Annotated in this window: 13 protein-coding genes; 8 read left to right on the forward strand and 5 right to left on the reverse strand. The window is 70.1% G+C overall.

The genetic code is table 11. The features are described from left to right. Positions 1 to 819: 819 nt before the first annotated feature. On the reverse strand, positions 820 to 1,842 hold the full coding sequence (locus ACX114_RS22080; RefSeq protein ID WP_459287517.1) for an ABC transporter substrate-binding protein: 1,023 nt from the start codon (positions 1,840 to 1,842) through the stop codon (positions 820 to 822). A 155-nt stretch (positions 1,843 to 1,997) separates the two neighbouring features. Here ACX114_RS22080 and ACX114_RS22085 point away from each other — a divergent pair, with 155 nt between their 5' ends. Both ACX114_RS22085 and ACX114_RS22090 read left to right on the forward strand, forming a co-directional pair. After that, complete coding sequence (locus tag ACX114_RS22085) at positions 1,998 to 2,990, forward strand: aldo/keto reductase (RefSeq protein WP_459287519.1); 993 nt, start codon at positions 1,998 to 2,000, stop codon at positions 2,988 to 2,990. A 73-nt stretch (positions 2,991 to 3,063) separates the two neighbouring features. After that, the gene (locus ACX114_RS22090; protein ID WP_459287521.1) at positions 3,064 to 4,422 is read left to right on the forward strand and encodes a glycoside hydrolase family 16 protein; all 1,359 of its coding nucleotides are present in this window, start codon (positions 3,064 to 3,066) and stop codon (positions 4,420 to 4,422) included. A gap of 60 nt (positions 4,423 to 4,482) precedes the next feature. Here the strand turns inward: ACX114_RS22090 and ACX114_RS22095 are convergent, their stop codons facing one another. Then, positions 4,483 to 5,598 (reverse strand): polysaccharide deacetylase family protein, encoded by a 1,116-nt coding sequence (locus ACX114_RS22095; protein WP_459287523.1) that lies wholly within the window; start codon positions 5,596 to 5,598, stop codon positions 4,483 to 4,485. Positions 5,599 to 5,793: 195 nt separating this feature from the next. On the opposite strand from ACX114_RS22095, the gene ACX114_RS22100 reads away from it, so the two are divergent. The 4 genes from ACX114_RS22100 (at position 5,794) to ACX114_RS22115 (ending at position 9,354) form a co-directional block, all read left to right on the forward strand. Next, a complete protein-coding gene (locus ACX114_RS22100; RefSeq protein ID WP_459287525.1) occupies positions 5,794 to 6,663 on the forward strand; it encodes an ABC transporter substrate-binding protein in 870 nt (289 codons plus the stop codon). Beyond that, positions 6,660 to 7,454, forward strand: coding sequence for an ABC transporter ATP-binding protein (locus ACX114_RS22105; protein ID WP_459287526.1), 795 nt, complete (start codon positions 6,660 to 6,662; stop codon positions 7,452 to 7,454). Before ACX114_RS22100 ends, ACX114_RS22105 begins: the two co-directional genes overlap by 4 nt. Next, positions 7,451 to 8,392: a FecCD family ABC transporter permease gene (locus tag ACX114_RS22110; protein WP_459287528.1), complete on the forward strand. Its 942-nt coding sequence runs from the start codon at positions 7,451 to 7,453 to the stop codon at positions 8,390 to 8,392. The genes ACX114_RS22105 and ACX114_RS22110 overlap by 4 nt, the downstream gene beginning before the upstream one ends. 122 nt (positions 8,393 to 8,514) lie before the next feature. Next, positions 8,515 to 9,354: a tetratricopeptide repeat protein gene (locus ACX114_RS22115; protein ID WP_459287529.1), complete on the forward strand. Its 840-nt coding sequence runs from the start codon at positions 8,515 to 8,517 to the stop codon at positions 9,352 to 9,354. A gap of 21 nt (positions 9,355 to 9,375) precedes the next feature. On the opposite strand, the gene ACX114_RS22120 is transcribed toward ACX114_RS22115, so the two are convergent. From ACX114_RS22120 to ACX114_RS22130, 3 genes are all read right to left on the reverse strand, one after another. Further along, positions 9,376 to 9,594, reverse strand: a complete 219-nt coding sequence (locus ACX114_RS22120; RefSeq protein WP_014396547.1) for a DUF3185 family protein — start codon at positions 9,592 to 9,594, stop codon at positions 9,376 to 9,378. A gap of 51 nt (positions 9,595 to 9,645) precedes the next feature. After that, positions 9,646 to 12,840 (reverse strand): ribonuclease R, encoded by a 3,195-nt coding sequence (gene rnr, locus ACX114_RS22125; RefSeq protein ID WP_459287531.1) that lies wholly within the window; start codon positions 12,838 to 12,840, stop codon positions 9,646 to 9,648. Positions 12,841 to 12,967: 127 nt separating this feature from the next. Next, complete coding sequence (locus ACX114_RS22130) at positions 12,968 to 14,365, reverse strand: protease inhibitor I42 family protein (RefSeq protein ID WP_459287533.1); 1,398 nt, start codon at positions 14,363 to 14,365, stop codon at positions 12,968 to 12,970. Between the two features lie 162 nt (positions 14,366 to 14,527). On the opposite strand from ACX114_RS22130, the gene ACX114_RS22135 reads away from it, so the two are divergent. Both ACX114_RS22135 and ribA read left to right on the forward strand, forming a co-directional pair. Next, positions 14,528 to 15,757 (forward strand): molybdopterin molybdotransferase MoeA, encoded by a 1,230-nt coding sequence (locus ACX114_RS22135; protein ID WP_459287535.1) that lies wholly within the window; start codon positions 14,528 to 14,530, stop codon positions 15,755 to 15,757. Positions 15,758 to 15,879: 122 nt separating this feature from the next. Further along, positions 15,880 to 16,554 (forward strand): GTP cyclohydrolase II, encoded by a 675-nt coding sequence (gene ribA, locus ACX114_RS22140; protein WP_120551886.1) that lies wholly within the window; start codon positions 15,880 to 15,882, stop codon positions 16,552 to 16,554. Positions 16,555 to 16,578: the final 24 nt, after the last annotated feature.

Consider the following 16,578-nt stretch of genomic DNA (forward strand, 5'->3'; position numbering starts at 1 on the left):
TCCGACAGTCGGACAAGTTGGAGCCACCGCTCAATCCGGTCCGATTGTCCGACAAGCCAGCGCCACCACGGAAACCTGTCCGACAGTCGGACAAGTTGGAGCCACCGCTCAATCCGGTCCGATTGTCCGACAAGCCAGCGCCACCACGGAAACCGTTCCGACTGTCCGACAGGTTTGAACCACCTCGTAAACCGGTCCGATTGTCCGACAAGCCAGCGCCACCACGGAAACCTGTCCGACTGTCCGACAGGTTTGAGCCACCTCGTAAACCGTTCCGACTGTCGGACAGGTTTGAACCACCGCGTAATCCGGTCCGACTGTCGGACAAGCCAGAACCTCCGCGCGGACCTGTCCGACTGTCCGACGGGTTGGCCCCAGCGCGTGGACCTGTCCGACTGTCCGACAGGTTTGGATTGCCGCTCGATCCGGACCGACTGTCCGACAGGTTTGGGGCACTGCGACGCCTTCCCTGGGGGGACGGCTTCCCGCTGCCACTTCCCGCAGGACCCGCCTCATTGCCCGCAGTGGCTGGGAACCGAGCACTGCAAGAACCTGTCCGACTGTCCGACAGGTTTGGACGACCACCAGGGGCGCCGCGTACCGACGGCCTTCGGCTGTCGCATCCCGTCGGCCTGACCGTGTCCTTCCTCTGGGCGGAGATGCTCCCGTACCCACCGGGCAGCGAAAACCTGTCCGACTGTCGGACAGGTTTTGACCGTGCCGGTCCGGAGGGGGGCCCTTCGAAGGTCCGGAGACGCAGGGCCTGGATCCGCGTTGGCGGCCGTGCCGCGTCCCCACATCGGGTCTCGCGTTCCTGGCTCATCGCGCGAAGGCCTTGCTGAAGGCTTCCTTGATGTCGCCGCCGTGCAACAATCCCTGCTCCAGCAGCTCCGGCGTCCAGGTCTGGGCGCGGCTCAACAGTCCGTCCACGCCAGACTCTCCACGCGGGCCGCCCAGGCGCGGGTCCACCGCGTGCATGTCCCCCTTCTCCACGATGATGCGCTGGCCCTCGGGCGACAGCAGCACATCCACCAGCGCTTTCGCCGCCACCGGATTGCGTGTCGACGCGAACAGCCCCACGGGGCCCGGGATGACCACCGCGCCGTCCTCCGGCCAGATGATCTCGATGGGGCTGCCCTTCGCCTTCGCCGCCAGCGCGTTCTCCAGCAGCAGCACGCCCGCGTCCACCTCGCCGCTCTCCACCTTCTGGAGCACCGCCGCGTTGCCTCCCGCCACCACCGCGCCCTTTTCGCGCAGCCCCGCGAAGTACGCATCCCCGCGCCGCGCGTGCAGGAACACCGCCCACGTGAACGCGGTGCCCGACGTGAGCGGATCCCCGATGGCCACCCTTCCCTTCCAGCTTCCATCCACCAGGGCCGCGAATGACTTCGGTGCTTCGCCCGCGCCCACGCGGTGAACCAGCACCATCGTGGACAGCCGCACCGCCGCGTACCTCGCGTCCAGGTCCAGCAGCGTTCGTGGAATGCGCAGCGCGTTCACGGACGCGTAGCGCAGGAACGCGCCCTCCCGCGCCAGCCGCTCGTAGAGGAACGGATCCGACGTCATCAGCACGTCCGCTCGCACCGCTCCCGCGGCCCGCTCCGCCTCCAATCGGCTGGCCACCTTCTCACTGCCCGCCTGGTACCAGTGCACCTGCACGCCGGGCAGTCGCTCCTTGAGCAGGGGCTCCATCGCGTCCAGCACGTGCCGGTACATCGACGTGTAGACCCACACCTCGCCGGATGGAGTCGAGGCCTGCGCCACGGCGGCGCCTCCCGACGGCGCGGCGGATTCGATGCGGCACGCGGTCAGGAGGATCAGCGCGAGGAGGGGGATGCGCATGCAGGTGTCGATTATGCGGCACCCGCCCTCCCTGCACACGCACTCCGCAGCGGTGGCTCCTGCACATTCGGCCCTCGCGCCCGTTGTCCCGGGCGCCGCCCGGTCCCAACGTCGGCCTCCCAGACGCCACCTGCCCTCTGGAAGGACGCCCGAGCATGACCCGGAAGGAATTCCTCGCCGCGACGCTGTCGCTGATGGTTGCCCCTCCCGTGCTCGGGGCTTCGCCCAAGAAGGCGAAGAACGCGCCCGCCGTGCCTCGCCGCAAGTTGGGGCGCACCGGTCAGGAGGTGTCCTGCATCGGGCTCGGGGGCTTCCACATCGGCAAGCAGAAGGAGGAGGCGGAGAGCATCGCGCTCATCCGCGGCGCGTTGGACCAGGGCATCAACTTCCTGGACAACTGCTGGGACTACAACGACGGCAAGAGCGAGGAGCGCATGGGCAAGGCGCTGCGCGACGGCTACCGCGCCAAGGCCTTCCTGATGACGAAGATCGACGGCCGCGACAAGAAGACCGCCGCGAAGCAGATCGACGAATCCCTCCAGCGCCTCCAGACGGATCACGTGGACCTGCTCCAGCTCCACGAAGTCATTCGCGACAATGACCCCGACCTCGCCTTCGCCGAAGGCGGCGCCATCGAGGCGATGAAGGACGCGCAGAAGGCCGGCAAGGCGCGCTTCCTGGGCTTCACCGGCCACAAGTCCCCGGACATCCACCTGAAGATGCTGGAGACCGCGAAGAAGCACGGCTTCCGCTTCGACACCGTGCAGCTGCCCCTCAACGTGATGGACGCCCACTTCAACAGCTTCGAGAAGCGCGTGCTGCCCGTGCTCGTGAAGGAGGGCATCGGCGTGCTCGCCATGAAGTCCATGGGCGACCCGTTCATCCTCGACAGCAAGACCGTCACCGCGCCCGAGTGCCTCCGCTACAACCTGTCCCTGCCCGTCAGCGTCGTCATCACCGGCATCGACTCGCAGGAGCGGCTCCAGCAGGCGCTGACCGCCGCGCGCACCTTCAAGCCCCTGAGCGAAAAGGACGTCCAGGCCCTGCTCGCCAGGACGAAGGACGCGGCCCAGGACGGCGCCTACGAGAAATACAAGACGAGCCACCACTTCGACGGAACCGTCCAGAATCCCCAATGGCTCGGCTGAGGTTCGTCCTGACTTCCTGACAATACGCGTTAAAGCCGGTAAATATGAATGCTCCCCCAACCCCGGAGCACTCATGCACCGCCCCTTTCGAGCAGGCCTCGTCGCCGCAGGACTCCTTTCCACCCTCTCCGGCTGTTCTCCCGAGCCGGAGGCCGCCGCCCCGGTGGAGGCGGAGGGCTACGGCCAGACGCAGCAGGGCGAGCGCTCGTATGACCCGGGCGCGGGGTGGTCGCTGTCATGGCAGGACGACTTCACGGGCACGGCGCTGAACACGGGCGCGTGGAACGTGCTGACGAGCAACTGGGATCCGGTGACCAACAACTGCAACTTCGGCACGGGTGAGCTGGAGTTCCCGCGCGCGCAGAACGTGGCGGTGGCCAACGGCAAGCTGATCATCTCGGCGGAGCGCACGGCGGACAACCCCACGGACTCGCGCTGCGCTGGGCAGTACCGGTCGTTCTATTCCGGCCGCATCCACACCAAGGGCAAGGTGGAGGGGCGCTACGGGAAGATCGTCGCGAGCATCAAGGTCCCGCCGGGTTACGGCATGTGGCCGGCCTTCTGGACGCTGGGCTCGAACATTCAGAGCGCGGGCTGGCCGGCCGCCGGCGAGATCGACATCCTGGAGTGGAAGTCCACGGAGCCCACGTGGATGAAGTCCGCGCTGCACTGGCACAACGGCGGCAACGCGGACTGGGGCACGGGCGCGAGCCGCGGCGTGGACCTGTCGCAGGACTTCCACACGTATGAAGTGGAGTGGACGGCGAACACCATCGTGTTCCGCCTGGACAAGGACTTCGTGTCCACGGCGACGTTCAATCACAACGAGTCGGAGTTCCAGCAGAACCACTACCTCATCCTGAACCTGGCACTCGGCGGCGTCTGGTACGGGAACCCGTCGCCGGCCTCCATCGACCTGGCCTGGGGCGCGAAGAAGACGATGGAGGTGGAGTGGGTGCGCTGGTACCAGCCGGGCGGCTCGCAGTCGCTGGGGCTCACCAACGCCGGGTTCGAGCAGGGCATGACGGGCTGGAACACCTGGAGCCCGAACGGCACGGCCGCGGCGGCGTTCTCGGAGACGTACAACGGCGGGCACTCGGGCAGCTTCCACCTGACGCACTGGACGTCCGCGGCGGCCTACGAGGCGTGGACGTACCAGACGAAGACGGGCCTGGCGTCGGGCAACTACAAGCTGCGCGCCTGGTTCCGCAAGGGAGGCACGTTCGACTTCGCGCGCTTCCAGGTGAAGAACTGCGGCGACTGCGCGCCGGCCATCACCAACCTGGGCACCTACGGCAACTACACCCTGCTGGAGACGCCCGCCATCAACGTCACCAACGGCTACCTGGAGTTCGGCCTGCACAGCAAGTCGCCGGCCCACAACGGCTCCAACTTCATCCACATGGATGACGTGGAGCTGATCAAGCTGTAGGCCCTGTCTGCCTTCACGCGCGCGCCGGAGCAGACACCGGCGCGCGCGGTGGTTGGGCGACTACGGCACGAGCACGAAGTCATCCACGTACAGCGTGCCCTGATCCGAGCCGGATTCGTCCATCACGTAGAAGTCATCCACCGTGCCGGACGTCGCGCCCAGGGCGCTCAGCGGGATGGAGACCTTCTGCCAGGTGCCCGCCGCGATGGGGTGCCCCAGCGCCGTCTCCAGGCTGATGCTGCCCAGCGGCGTGCCGCCGTTGTAGAGCGCCAGCCGCACCTGCTGCCCACCCGTCGTGCCTCCGTGCACCCAAAGGTCGATGGACTGGTACTGCGACAGGTCCAGCCCCGTGTGGTGGAACATCAGCGCCTCCCAGTAGTCCGGCTCGAAGCCGATCGCCGTGGAGCCGGAGTGCACCGTGACGGACTGGTCCAGGTCGTGCGTCGCCCAGCTCCAGTCCTGGAAGCCGCTGCCCATCGCGTCGTCATAGACGACCGTGCCCACCGACGGCGGCGCCTCCGTGAGGCCGTCCGTCAGCGCGAGCCCCTGCTCCACCGTCACCGTGCGGATGCCCGTGGACTGCACGTAGTTGAGGATGCTGGTGAAGTTGGTCGTCTTGTACTGCGTCTCGCGCGTGGGCGTGCCGCTGGTGAACTCGTGGAAGAGGATGATGAGCCAGCTCTTCTCCGCGATGGCCTGGTTGATCCACCCCTTCACCTGCGCCACCGTCACCGCGCTCGACACGTCGTTGGCGCGCAGTTCGTAGATGACCGTGTCGCGATAGTTGCGGCCCGCGTTGATGGTGCGGTGGCTCGCGTACTCCGTCTTCAACGCGGTCATCACCGTCGCGTTGTACGCGCCGTAGGGTGACGCGAAGTCCTTGCCGCACATCGCGCCCACGTTCGTCTGAAGCCACGTGCGCGAGTCCTGCAACTCCGACGTCAGCTGCGCGGCCGTCAGCGACGTGAGGTCCGCGTGCGTGCGCGTGTGGCTGGCGATCTCGTTGCCCTCCGCCTTGAGCGTCTGCACCTGCGCGAGGCTCATGTAGCCGCCCCACGCCTGCGCCACCGCGTCGGTGACCAGGTAGTACGTCGCGGGGATGTTGCGCGACTTCAACGCCGGCCGCGCCAGCGTGTACTGCGTGCTCCAACCGTCATCCAACGTGATGGAGATCATCCCTTCCGCGAACGGCGACGCGGCAAGGGCCGGGGAAGTGCAAAGCAGCGCCGCGGCGCAAAGCGCGCGGGAGGTCCAATTCATCCAGGTCATGTCCGGGTATCCCCTCTGTGAGGAGTTCCCAGGATAAGCGAAACCCAGACATCGCTTCCCGGACACCCACCCGTGACGCGCGTGCTAGAAGTCGGCCCGCCCATGAGTCTCTTCCGCCTCCCCTCCCTGCTGTGCGTGGTGCTCGCGCTCGCGGTGGGCTGCCAGCGTCCCGCGTCCCCCGCTCCGGAAGCCCAGGCGCGGCGGATCGTCTCGCTGTCGCCCTCCGTCACGGAGACGCTGTTCGCCCTGGGCGCGGGCTCGGAGCTCGTGGGCGTGTCCGACTACACCGCCCTGCCCCCGGGCACGCCCGCCCTGCCGAAGGTGGGCACCACGTTCGCGCCGAACTTCGAGGCCATCGCGAAGCTCAAGCCCACGCTGCTCGTGGATCAGCAGGTGAAGCAGGCCCCCGCGGAGTCGCTCTCCGCGCTCGCGCCGCTGAAGGTGCTGCCCTGGACGTCGCTCCAGGAGGTCGTCGCCAGCGTGAAGGAGCTGGGCCGGCTGAGCGGCCGCGAGCCCCAGGCCACCGCGCTCGCGGAGAGGCTGAACCAGACGCTGTCGCGCCCCGCGCCGAAGGACGCCCCCCGCGTGCTGCTGGTGCTGGGCGACACGGCGGGCACGCTGTCGGAGGTCTGGTACATGAAGCGCGCGTCGCTGCACGGCGCGGCGCTGGAATCGGCGGGGGCTCGCAACGCCGTCGCGGAGGACGTCACCGGGCCTCCCAACCTGTCGCTGGAGGGCGTCATCGCGTTGGATCCGGACGCGGTGCTGGTGCTGATCAGCGCGCCGTCCCTGGATGCCGCGGGGCAGGCGCGGGTCCTGGCCCCGTGGAAGCAGCTCACCGGCCTGCGCGCGGCGCGGGAGGACCGGGTGCGGCTGGTCATCGGCCCCGACGTGCAGTCCACCGGGCCCGCCATCCTCGATGTCGTCGAGCGGCTCCGCGCCGCCCTGGGCACCCTGCCCTCCGCGCGATGACGGCCGGGCTGATGCTGGACGCGGTGACGGTGCGGGCGCGAGGGCGGACGCTGCTGGACAGCGTGTCCCTGCACGTGGCCCCCGGTGACTTCGTGGCCATCGTCGGGCCCAATGGCGCGGGCAAGTCCACGCTCCTGCGCGTGGCGCTGGGCCTGCTGCGTCCGGATGCCGGGCACGTGTTCGTGGACGGGAAGGACGTGTCGGGCCTCGCGCCCCGGGAGCGCGCGGCGCGGCTCGCGTGGCTGCCCCAGCGGCTGGAAGCGGCGGAGCCCATCACCGCGCTGGAGCAGGTCGTCTCCGCGCGCTACCGCTTCCCCGAATCCCGCCGGGCTTCGGAAGCGGCTGCACATCAGGCGCTGGCGGAGGCAGGCGCGCAGTCCTTCGCCCTGCGCCCCATCACGGAGCTGTCCGGCGGCGAGCGGCAGCGCGTGGCGGTCGCGGGACTGCTCGCGCAGGAGACCCCGCTGGTGCTGCTGGACGAGCCCGCCAACTTCCTGGACCCCGCGCAGCAGCTGGAGCTGTACACGCGCATGGGCCACCTCTGGCGCGCGGGGCGCGGCATCCTCTGCGTCACCCATGACGTCAACGTGCTCTCCCATGCCCAGGCCCCGGGCACGCGCGCTCCCCGCGTGGTGGGCCTGTCCCAGGGCCGCGTGGCCTTCGAGAGAAGCCTCGACGCCCCCGACCTGGGCGAACAGCTGGGCGAGCTGTTCGGCGTGCGCATGCACGGGACCTTCGTGGAAGGCCACCGCGTCTTCGTGGGCCTGCCCCGGAGCGGAGGTGCTCCGTGAAGGTGAAGGCCTGGATCCTCGTGGCGGCCTGCGTGGCCGCGTGCGCGGTGGCGCCGTTCATCGGCCCGGGGCTCTCCCCGGACTCGGCGGACTTCATCTTCTGGCAGCTCCGTGTGCCCCGCACGCTGATGGCCATGCTGGTTGGCGGCACGCTGTCGCTGGTGGGCGCGGTGTACCAGTCCCTCTTCGCGAACCCGCTCGCCGCGCCCAGCACCGTGGGCACCACCGCCGGGGCGACCCTGGGCGCGCTGGTGGCCATCATCCTGGGGGCACGGCTCGCTCCAGGTGGCCTGCCGCTCGTCACCGCCGCTGCCTTCATGGGGGCGCTCGGCGTCAGCCTGGTGGTGGCCGCCATCGCCGCGGGCCGCCGCGTGCGGATGAACGACGTGGTGCTCGCGGGCATCGCGTGCTCCATGGCGGCAGGTGCCATCGCCACCGGCCTGCAGTTCACCGCGGACTCCGCCGAGCTCATGGCCGCCATGCGCTGGTCGCTCGGCCACCTGCCGCAGGTGGGCTACTCGGGCGTGCGGCTCCTCTTGCCGTTCGCGGCCGTCACCGTCGTGGGGCTGCTCGCCCTCACCCGCGCGCTGGAGGTGTTCATCGCCGGCGAGGAACACGCCGAGTCCCAGGGCGTCCCCGTCCGCCGCGTCCGCACGGTGGCCATTGGGCTGGGGGCCCTGGGCGTCGCCGCCTGTGTCGCGTGGTGTGGCCCCATCGCCTTCGTGGAGCTCATCGTCCCGCATCTGGTGCGCCGGACGCTCGGTGTGAGTCGCCGGGTGCTGCTGCCCGGGTCCGTGGTGGTGGGGGCCGCGTTCCTGGCGTTGTGCGATGCGTCGGCGCGGATGATCCTCCCCGGGCGTGAATTGCCCGTGGGAGTGGTGACGGCCGCCCTGGGCGCGCCCCTGCTCGTCTCCCTGCTCGCGCGCGCACGCTCCTGAAGCGCCCTGCCGGCCCCGGCCTTCAGGACGGGGGGTACACGAGGCGAGTTCGGGTATATTCCGCGCCGCGTGGGGCCCCCGGCTGGGACGTGCCCCCTGGAACTTCACGAAAGGCTTTGGGCATGAAGCGACTGGGTAGCGTGGGTTTGATGCTGGGTGTGCTGACCCTGGGCGGTTCCTTCGGCTGCGCCGATGAGAAGGAAGAGAAGGCCAAGGAGCACCGGGTCAAGGGCACCAACTTCCTCGCCGACAAGAACTACGCGGAGGCGGTGAAGGAGTACGAGGAGTCGCTGAAGATCGACCCGACCCAGGAGAAGGTCTGGGAGAAGAAGGCCTTCGCGCACATGCAGGCGGGCCAGACGGAACAGGCCGCGCAGGCCGCGCTGAAGCTGGTGGACTTCGCGAAGACGCCCGAGGAGAAGGCCGACGCCTACCGCAACGTCGCGGCGATGTACGCGAAGAACGGCCCGCTGGACAAGGCGAAGCAGTACTTCGAGGAGTGCCTGAAGATCAACCCGAAGGACACCGACGCGCTCGGCTGGATCGCGGAGGTCCACTCGCAGCGCGGTGGCGCCCGCTCCATGTCCGCGCCCGCGATCCCCGCGGAGCTGGAGCTCGCGCTGAAGACGTATGATCAGGTCATCGCCATCAACCCGGACCTGCCCAACCCGTACCTGAACAAGCGCGTCGTGATGTTCAAGTACATCGAGCACGAGAAGTCGCTGCAGCAGGCCGCCGAGCAGGAGGCCATCGAGGCCGCCACGCCGCCCAAGCCGGAGAAGGGCAAGAAGGCCGTGGTGGATCCGGCCGCCGCGGAGCGCGTCGCCGCCGCCAAGGCCAGCGCCGCCGCTCACGCCAAGCGGGTGGAAGAGCTGACGGCCCAGGCCAACGAGGCGACCAAGCAGTTCGGCGAGGCGACCAAGCGCGCCAAGGCCGCGCAGGCCTCCGGCGCCACCAAGTAGTCCGGGTGGAGGGGACGGGGCCTAACGCCGGCCTCGTCCTCCCCCGAAGAGGGCCAGCAGCACGCCGCCCACGAGCGCGGCGCCGCCGCCCGCGACGTAGAGCGTGGTCTGCTCGGTGTTGCGGCCGGTGATGAGCTCCGTGGCGCGCTCCGTGAGCGAGTCCCGCGCCTTGAGCCCGGTGAACAGCAGCACTCCGCCCGCCACCGCGAGCATCAACCCCACGATTCGCACAGCACCCACACGGCCTCCTTGAGTGGAACGGCGGCGCGGCCGGAAGGTCCGGCCCCGCCTTCAGCGCTTGCGCTTGCCCGGAGCGCCCCGCCCCGGCTTCTTGCCCGCGCCCTTCGAGCCGCCGGCCTTCTTCGGCGCTGCTGACTTCTTCGAGGGCTTCGCCTTCGCGCCCGGGGCCGCCTTGCGGACCTTCTTGGACGCGCCCGCGCGGCCCGGAGCCGCCCCCGTGGAGAGCTGACCCCGCTGCGCGGCGAGCGCGCGGATCCGGTCGAAGCCCGGGTGCGGTGAAGCGGCCGGGGCGCTGTCGTCGGAGTCGAACGAGGGCGGCGTGAAGGCCTCACGGGAAGGCTTCGCGCGGGAAGCAGCCTCGTCGCCGAAGCGGTCCGCGTCGGGAAGCTCGTCGCGGGGCGCCGTGACGGACTCGACGCCTTCATCGGTCGCGGGGAGCGAGGGACGGATGACCTTGCGCTTGCCCTTGGCCGTGGGCGCGGGCTCCGCCTTCGACGCGGGGGCCTCTTCCGTGCGGGACTTCAGGAAGCGGGACTTGTCGCGCGCGGGCGCGGCCTCCTCGCGGCGCCCTTCCCGGCTGAAGCGTCCTCGCGGACGCGGCGCGGACGGCGCTTCTCCCAGGACCTCGTCGCCGTACCCGGAGACCGTCGCGGACTCCACCGTGGCGACGTCCTCGGGCGTGGGCGGCTCCCACGCCTTCTTCACGCCGAACGGCGTCTCCTCCGCCTCGCCGAGCGACCGCCACTGCTCCGCGTCCGCGGCCTCGTCCGCCCCCGCGGGCTTGCGCCACGGCGTGCGGCCCGTCTTCGCGGCCTCGCGCTCGCTGCGTCCGGGCCTGCCACCCTTGTGTCGTCCCGGCGCCTCGTTCACGTACTCGCGATGGCGCGCCTGCGGACGTGCGCCACCGGTCTTCTGAAGCGGGGCCTCGTCCTTGAACTGGAGCGCCTCGAAGTCGATCTTCCGCGCCGTGGTGTTCGCGGACAGCAGCCGCACGCGCAGCTTCTGCCCCACGCGCACGCGCCGGCCATTCGGATACACGAGCGAGTGCGTGCGCTTGTCCAGCTTGGAGCCCGGCCCCAGCGACTCGCCCTTCACCAGGCCCTCGACGTGGACCTCGTCCAGCTCCACGAAGAAGCCGAACTCGGCGATGCCCGCCACGGTCGCGTCGAACTCCTCGCCCACGCGGTCCTTCATCATCAGGGCCGCGTAGAACGCCACCACCTCGCGCTCCACCGTCATGGCCGCGCGCTCGCGCTCCGAGCACTGCTGCGCCATGCCCTCCAGCCGCTCCTCCTCGCGGTCCAGCTGCGCTTCCGAGGGCTTCTTGCCCTTGCGCGCCCACACCGCCTTCAGGATGCGGTGCACCAGCAGGTCGGGATAGCGCCGGATGGGCGACGTGAAGTGCAGGTAGTTCTCCGCAGCCAGGCCGTAGTGGCCCACGCGCGTCGCCGTGTACACGGCCTGCATCATGGAGCGCAGCAAGAGCTGGTTCAGCGCCCGCTGCTCCGGGTGCCCCTCCAGCTGCGTTATGAACGCGTCCAGCTCCTTGGACGAAACCCCGTTCTCCACGTCGAGCTGGAAGCCGTACGCCTCCGCCAGCACCGCGAACGCCGCCAGCTTCTGCGGATCCGGCTCGCCGTGGAACCGATACACCGTGGGCAGGCCCTCGTCCTGGAAGTACGTGGCCACCGCCTCGTTGGCGGCCAGCATGCACTCCTCGATGAGCCGGTGGCTGTCCTTGCGCTCGCGCTTCTCCATGCGCAGCGGCACGCCGTCCTCGCCCAGCACCACCTTGTGCTCCGGCACGTCGAAGTCGATGGCGCCTCGCGCCTTGCGCATGCCCATCAGCGCGCGCGCCAGCGCCATCAACTGCTCGAACTGGGGCTTGAGGAACTCGCGGTGCGGCACGTCCTTGCCGTCCAGGACGTCCTGCACCTCGTTGTACGTGCAGCGCGCCACGCTGCGCATCACCGCCGGATACAGCTCGTGCGAGCGCCGCTGGCCGTGGCGGTCAAACGTCATGTCCGCCACCATGCACAGCCGGTCTTCATCCGGGCGCAGGGAGCAGATGCCGTTGGACAGCCGCTCCGGCAGCATGGGCAGCACGCGGTCCGGCAGGTACACCGACGTCGCGCGGTTGAGCGCCTCCGCGTCCAGCGCGGTGCGCTCCTTCACGTAGTGCGACACGTCCGCGATGGCCACCACCAGCCGCCAACCTCCGGCCTGCGGCTCCGCGTAGACGGCGTCGTCGAAGTCGCGCGCGTCCTCACCGTCGATGGTGATGAGCGGCATCTTGCGCAGGTCGCGGCGGTGGCCCTCGGTGGCCTCCGCTTCCGTCACCTTCACCGCGAACGCGTCCGCCTCGTCCATCACCTCCGGCGGGAACTCGTCGTTGAAGCCATGCGCGAAGGCGGACCCCAGCACCTCCGCGCTCGGGTCGCCCGGCCGGCCCAGCGAGCCGGCCACTTCACCGAACAGCCCCTGCCCGGGCTCCAGCAGGTCCGCGCCCACGCCCAGGCGGACCTTCACCAGGTCGCCGTCGCGCGCCATCTGCGTCGGCGGCACGCGGATGGGCCCCGGCAGGCTCGTGTCCGTGGTCATCACCAGCGAGTGCCGGCCCTGCGCCACGTACGTGCCCACCGCCAGCTCACGCCGCCGGTTGATGACCCGCACCAGCCGGCCCTCGAAGCGGCCCGGACGCCCCGCCACCTCCACGAGGACGCGGTCGTTGTCGAGCGCCCGCTGCGCCTCGCCGGGGGGCAGGAAGATGTTCTCTCCCTCGCCGGACACGGGGTGCACGAAGCCGAAGCCGTCCCGGTGCATGTGGAGGATGCCCTCCACCGCGGGCTGCCCGGACTCCTCGAAGCGGTCGTCCCGGAAGCCGCGCTGGAGCGAGCGCCGGAAGTCGCCGCCGCCACGGAAGCCCGGACGGTCGTCGCGGAAGCCGCCCCTGCGCTCCTCCCGCCCGCTGCCCGGCGCGGGGCCGCGCTTCTTGAAGGGCGGCGCGGATGCGTCCCGGCGGGATTCGAAGCCGGATTCGGGCGCCCGGGGCGTGCGCGGGCCTTCCAGGCGGAAGCGCTTGCCGTCCTTGACGATGACGCCCGCGCGCACCAGTTCTCGCAGGGCGCGCTTGAGCTCGGTCTGCTGGCCGGGATTCAGCCCCGCGACGCGAAGGAGCTCCTTCAGCCCCAGGGGGTGGTCGGCTTCGGCGAGCAGCTGTCGGATGTGGTCTTGGGAGAGGCTCACGGTGGGGATGCGGCAAGGCCGCTGAGGGAACGGGTAAGCCCGAAGGGTGCGGGCGGGAACCCCCCGGCCCCCATTCGCCCTCCCTGGTAGACCTTGCGGTCCAGGGAGGGCCCGTGCGCCCAGACCGTCAGGGCTTGACCGTGACGTTGATCTTGAAGGAGCGGTCCACCACGCCCGGCGTGAACGCCTTGGCGAGGAAGAACTCCACTTCGAAGTTGCCGGGGTTGCGAGGCGTGAAGAAGAACTCGCGGGTGGCGGGGCCGCCGGCGGCGCCCGGCTCGAAGTTGGCCTCGCGCAGCCCCACGCGCTTGGCCAGCGTCGGCTCGATGGCCCAGGTGGAGCCGGGCTGCTCCTGCAGGCGCACCGTGAGGCCGTGGTTGAGCTTCACGTCCACGGACGTGGGCACCTCGCCCTCGATGTGGACCAGCTCCATCTCGTCGCGCGACACCGCGCGCGCCTCGGACGGACGCGGCTCCACGGTCTCCGCGGTGATGCGGCCGCCCCAGCCGGACGTCTTGTCCACCACGCCCGTCACCTGGAGCGTCTGCCCCACGTGCTTGCGCAGGCTCTTCACCGCCGCCTTGCCCTCGATGGCGAAGGACACCTGCTGGCGCGTGCCGCCGTTGGACACGACGAGCACGAAGTCCTCGCCCATCATCTCCAGGTTGCCCCGGATGCTGGCGAAGCCCTTGATGCCGGCGCCCATGCCCGCGGCGATGGCCATGGAGACCTCACCGGGCGACAGGTAGCGCAGCTTCGGCTCCGAGTCCGAGGGAGGCGGCGCGACCTCTTCCACCTCCGGCTTCTTGGCGGAGTACTTGCGCACCTCCACCACGCCGCTGTGGTTGGTCGTCTTCTTGATGAGGCCGACCACGGAGACCTTGTGGTCCACGTAGGCCGGCAGCACTTCCTGATCCGGACCCTGCAGCAGGAACGTCAGCTCGCGCTTGTCGCGGCCCACGACGACCAGGTGGGGCATCTCGCCGCTGAGGATGAGGCGGCCCTTGAGGCTGCCCTCGCCCATCACGCCGCGGCCCTCGCCGGCGGTGAGCAACTGCTCCATCTCACGCTTCGTGAGCGGCTCGCCCACGGGCGGGAGCTTCGTCGCGCGAGGACGAGGCTTCTCCACGGGGGGACCGGCGGGGATGGCCGACGGGGCCTTGCCCCCTGCCTTCCCAGCCGCCTTCTTCCCGGCGGCGGCGGGCGCGGTCTTGGCGGCGGGCGCGGCCTTGCCAGCCTTCGCGGGAGGCGTCGGAGGAGCGGGGGGAGCGGCCTTGGCCGCCGCCTTCTTGGCGGCCGCGGGGGCCTTCTCCACCTTCTCCGCCACCGCCTTCTTCGCCGCCGCGACCTTTCCCTTCGCCCCTTCAGCCACCGCCTTGACGACCTTCGTCGCGGCCGTCGCCACCTTCTTCGAGGCGTTCCTGATCAGATCCAGGCGGGCCGCGTTGTCCTTCTTCGCGGCAGGCTTCGCACCGGCTTTTGCAGCGGGAGTCGGCTTCTTCGCCCCGGACTTGGGCTTGGCCATCGACGCTGTCTCCTTGGAAATTTCCCGTGTGCTATCAACGGGTTGGCGGGACGCCCCTGCTGTTGGACGCGAGCCTCGCGATCACGATTGCTTGTAACGATGATCAGCTGGGCTGTCAAACTAACACTTGATTTTCCCACGGACTTTGGGTGGGAAACATGCATGAGTGACGCCCCCGCATTGCTGCCGGTGGAGGAGGCCCGAGCGCGGATCCTCGGGCTGTGCACGCCGCTGGCCACCGAGTGGGTGGCCGGGGACGACGCCCTGGGCCGCGCGCTGGCCGAGGACGTCCCTGCCCGCCGCACCCTGCCCCCCTGGGACAACTCCGCGATGGACGGCTACGCGGTCCAGGCCCGGGACCTGGCGGGCCCCCTGCCCGTGCGACTCGCGGTGGGCGAGACGGTGTTCGCCGGCAGGCGCCCCACCCGGGAGGTCGTCCCCGGCACCTGCGCGCGGATCATGACCGGAGCCCCCCTGCCCCCGGGCGCGGACGCGGTGGTGATGCGCGAGCGCACCCGCCCCGTTCCCGGCGAACCGGACGCCGTGGAGATTCTGGAGGCCGTGAGGCCGGGGAACTTCATCCGCCCCCGGGGCGAGGACGCGAAGGAAGGCGACCTCCTGCTGCGGCGCGGCACGCCCCTGGGCATCCCGGAGCTGGGGCTCCTGTGGGCGCAGGGCCAGGGCTCGGTGCCGGTGCCCCGCCGGCCGCGCGTGGCGGTGCTGTCCACCGGGGACGAGCTGTGCCGCGTGGACGAGCCCCCCGGCGACGGCATCGTGGACATCAACGCCCCCGCCCTGGCCCTGGCGGTGCGGCGCGCGGGCGGCGTGCCCACGCTCCTGGGCATCGCCCGGGACACGCGCGAGGCCGTCCAGGAGGCCCTGGCGCGCACGGAGGGCTTCGACGTGGTGCTCACCAGCGCGGGCGTCTCCGTGGGCGACCACGACTTCGTGAAGGACGCCCTGGAGGCCCTGGGCGTGGAGCAGCGCTTCTGGCGCGTGGCCATCAAACCCGGCAAGCCGCTGGTGGTGGGCCAGCGGGGCGCCACCCTCTTCATGGGCCTGCCCGGCAACCCCACATCGTCCCTGGTGACCTTCGAGCTCTTCGTGCGCCCCGCCCTGCGCCGGCTCCTGGGACACGCGGACGTGGAGCCCCCCCGCGTCGCCGGCCGCCTGGAGGGACAGCTTTCCAAGGCCCCGGGGCTTGCCCACTTTGTGCGCGTCATGGCCACCTGGCGGGCGGGCGAGCTATGGGCGAAACCCCTGGGGACTCAGACATCGGGGGCCCTGCGTTCAGCTGCGGCAGCCACACATTTGCTTCACTTCCCCCGAGAAACCAGCAGCCTGACTGATGGCTCCCATGTGGAGCTGCTCCCCCTCTCGTGGGTCGCCTGAGCAACGCAGTCCACGTCCGCCGCATCCAAACAGGCGGGTTTCACCACACCCATCGGGGTGTCACCTTGACTTGCATCCAGGGGGGCGAGAAGTAACGGCCCCTCTCTGGGAGACGACCTACCATGTCCGACACGCGCTCACCCCAGGTCCTGCCGACCCGAAAGCCGACCCAGCATCTGGAGCGGTACTCGGAGGCGGACGTGCCCACGGCCCGCGGGGTGCTGAAGACCATCGTCTTCCGCGACAAGCGGAACGGGAAGGAGCACGTGGCGCTGGTGGTGGGGGAGCCCAAGGGGCTGGAGGGGGTGCCGGTGCGCATCCACTCCGAGTGCCTCACGAGCGAGGTCTTCGGCAGCCTCAAGTGCGACTGCCGCGAGCAGCTGGACCGGGCGCTCGACTTCGTGTCCCAGAACGGACTGGGCGTGGTGCTCTACCTGCGCCAGGAGGGCCGGGGCATCGGCCTGGGCAACAAGATCAAGGCCTACGCCCTGCAGTCCAAGGGGCTGGACACCTACGAGGCCAACCGCCAGCTGGGTTTCGCGGATGACTTGCGCTCCTATGACATCGCTGCGGAAATGCTGCGGTCGTTGGATGTGCGGTCGGTGGACCTGATCACCAACAATCCGCTGAAGATCGCGGGGCTGGTGGAAGAAGGCGTGGCGGTCCGGCGCCGAATCCCTTCCCGGACCGAGCACAATCCGCATAACGTCGACTATTTGAAGACGAAGCGCGAGCGTACGGGGCACCTGATTGAGCTCTTCGCGGAGGACGACGACACCGAAGCCAAGGCCGGCTGAGCGCCCGGCCCGGCGGAGCACCGC

The organism is Corallococcus sp. M7 (assembly GCF_054512695.1).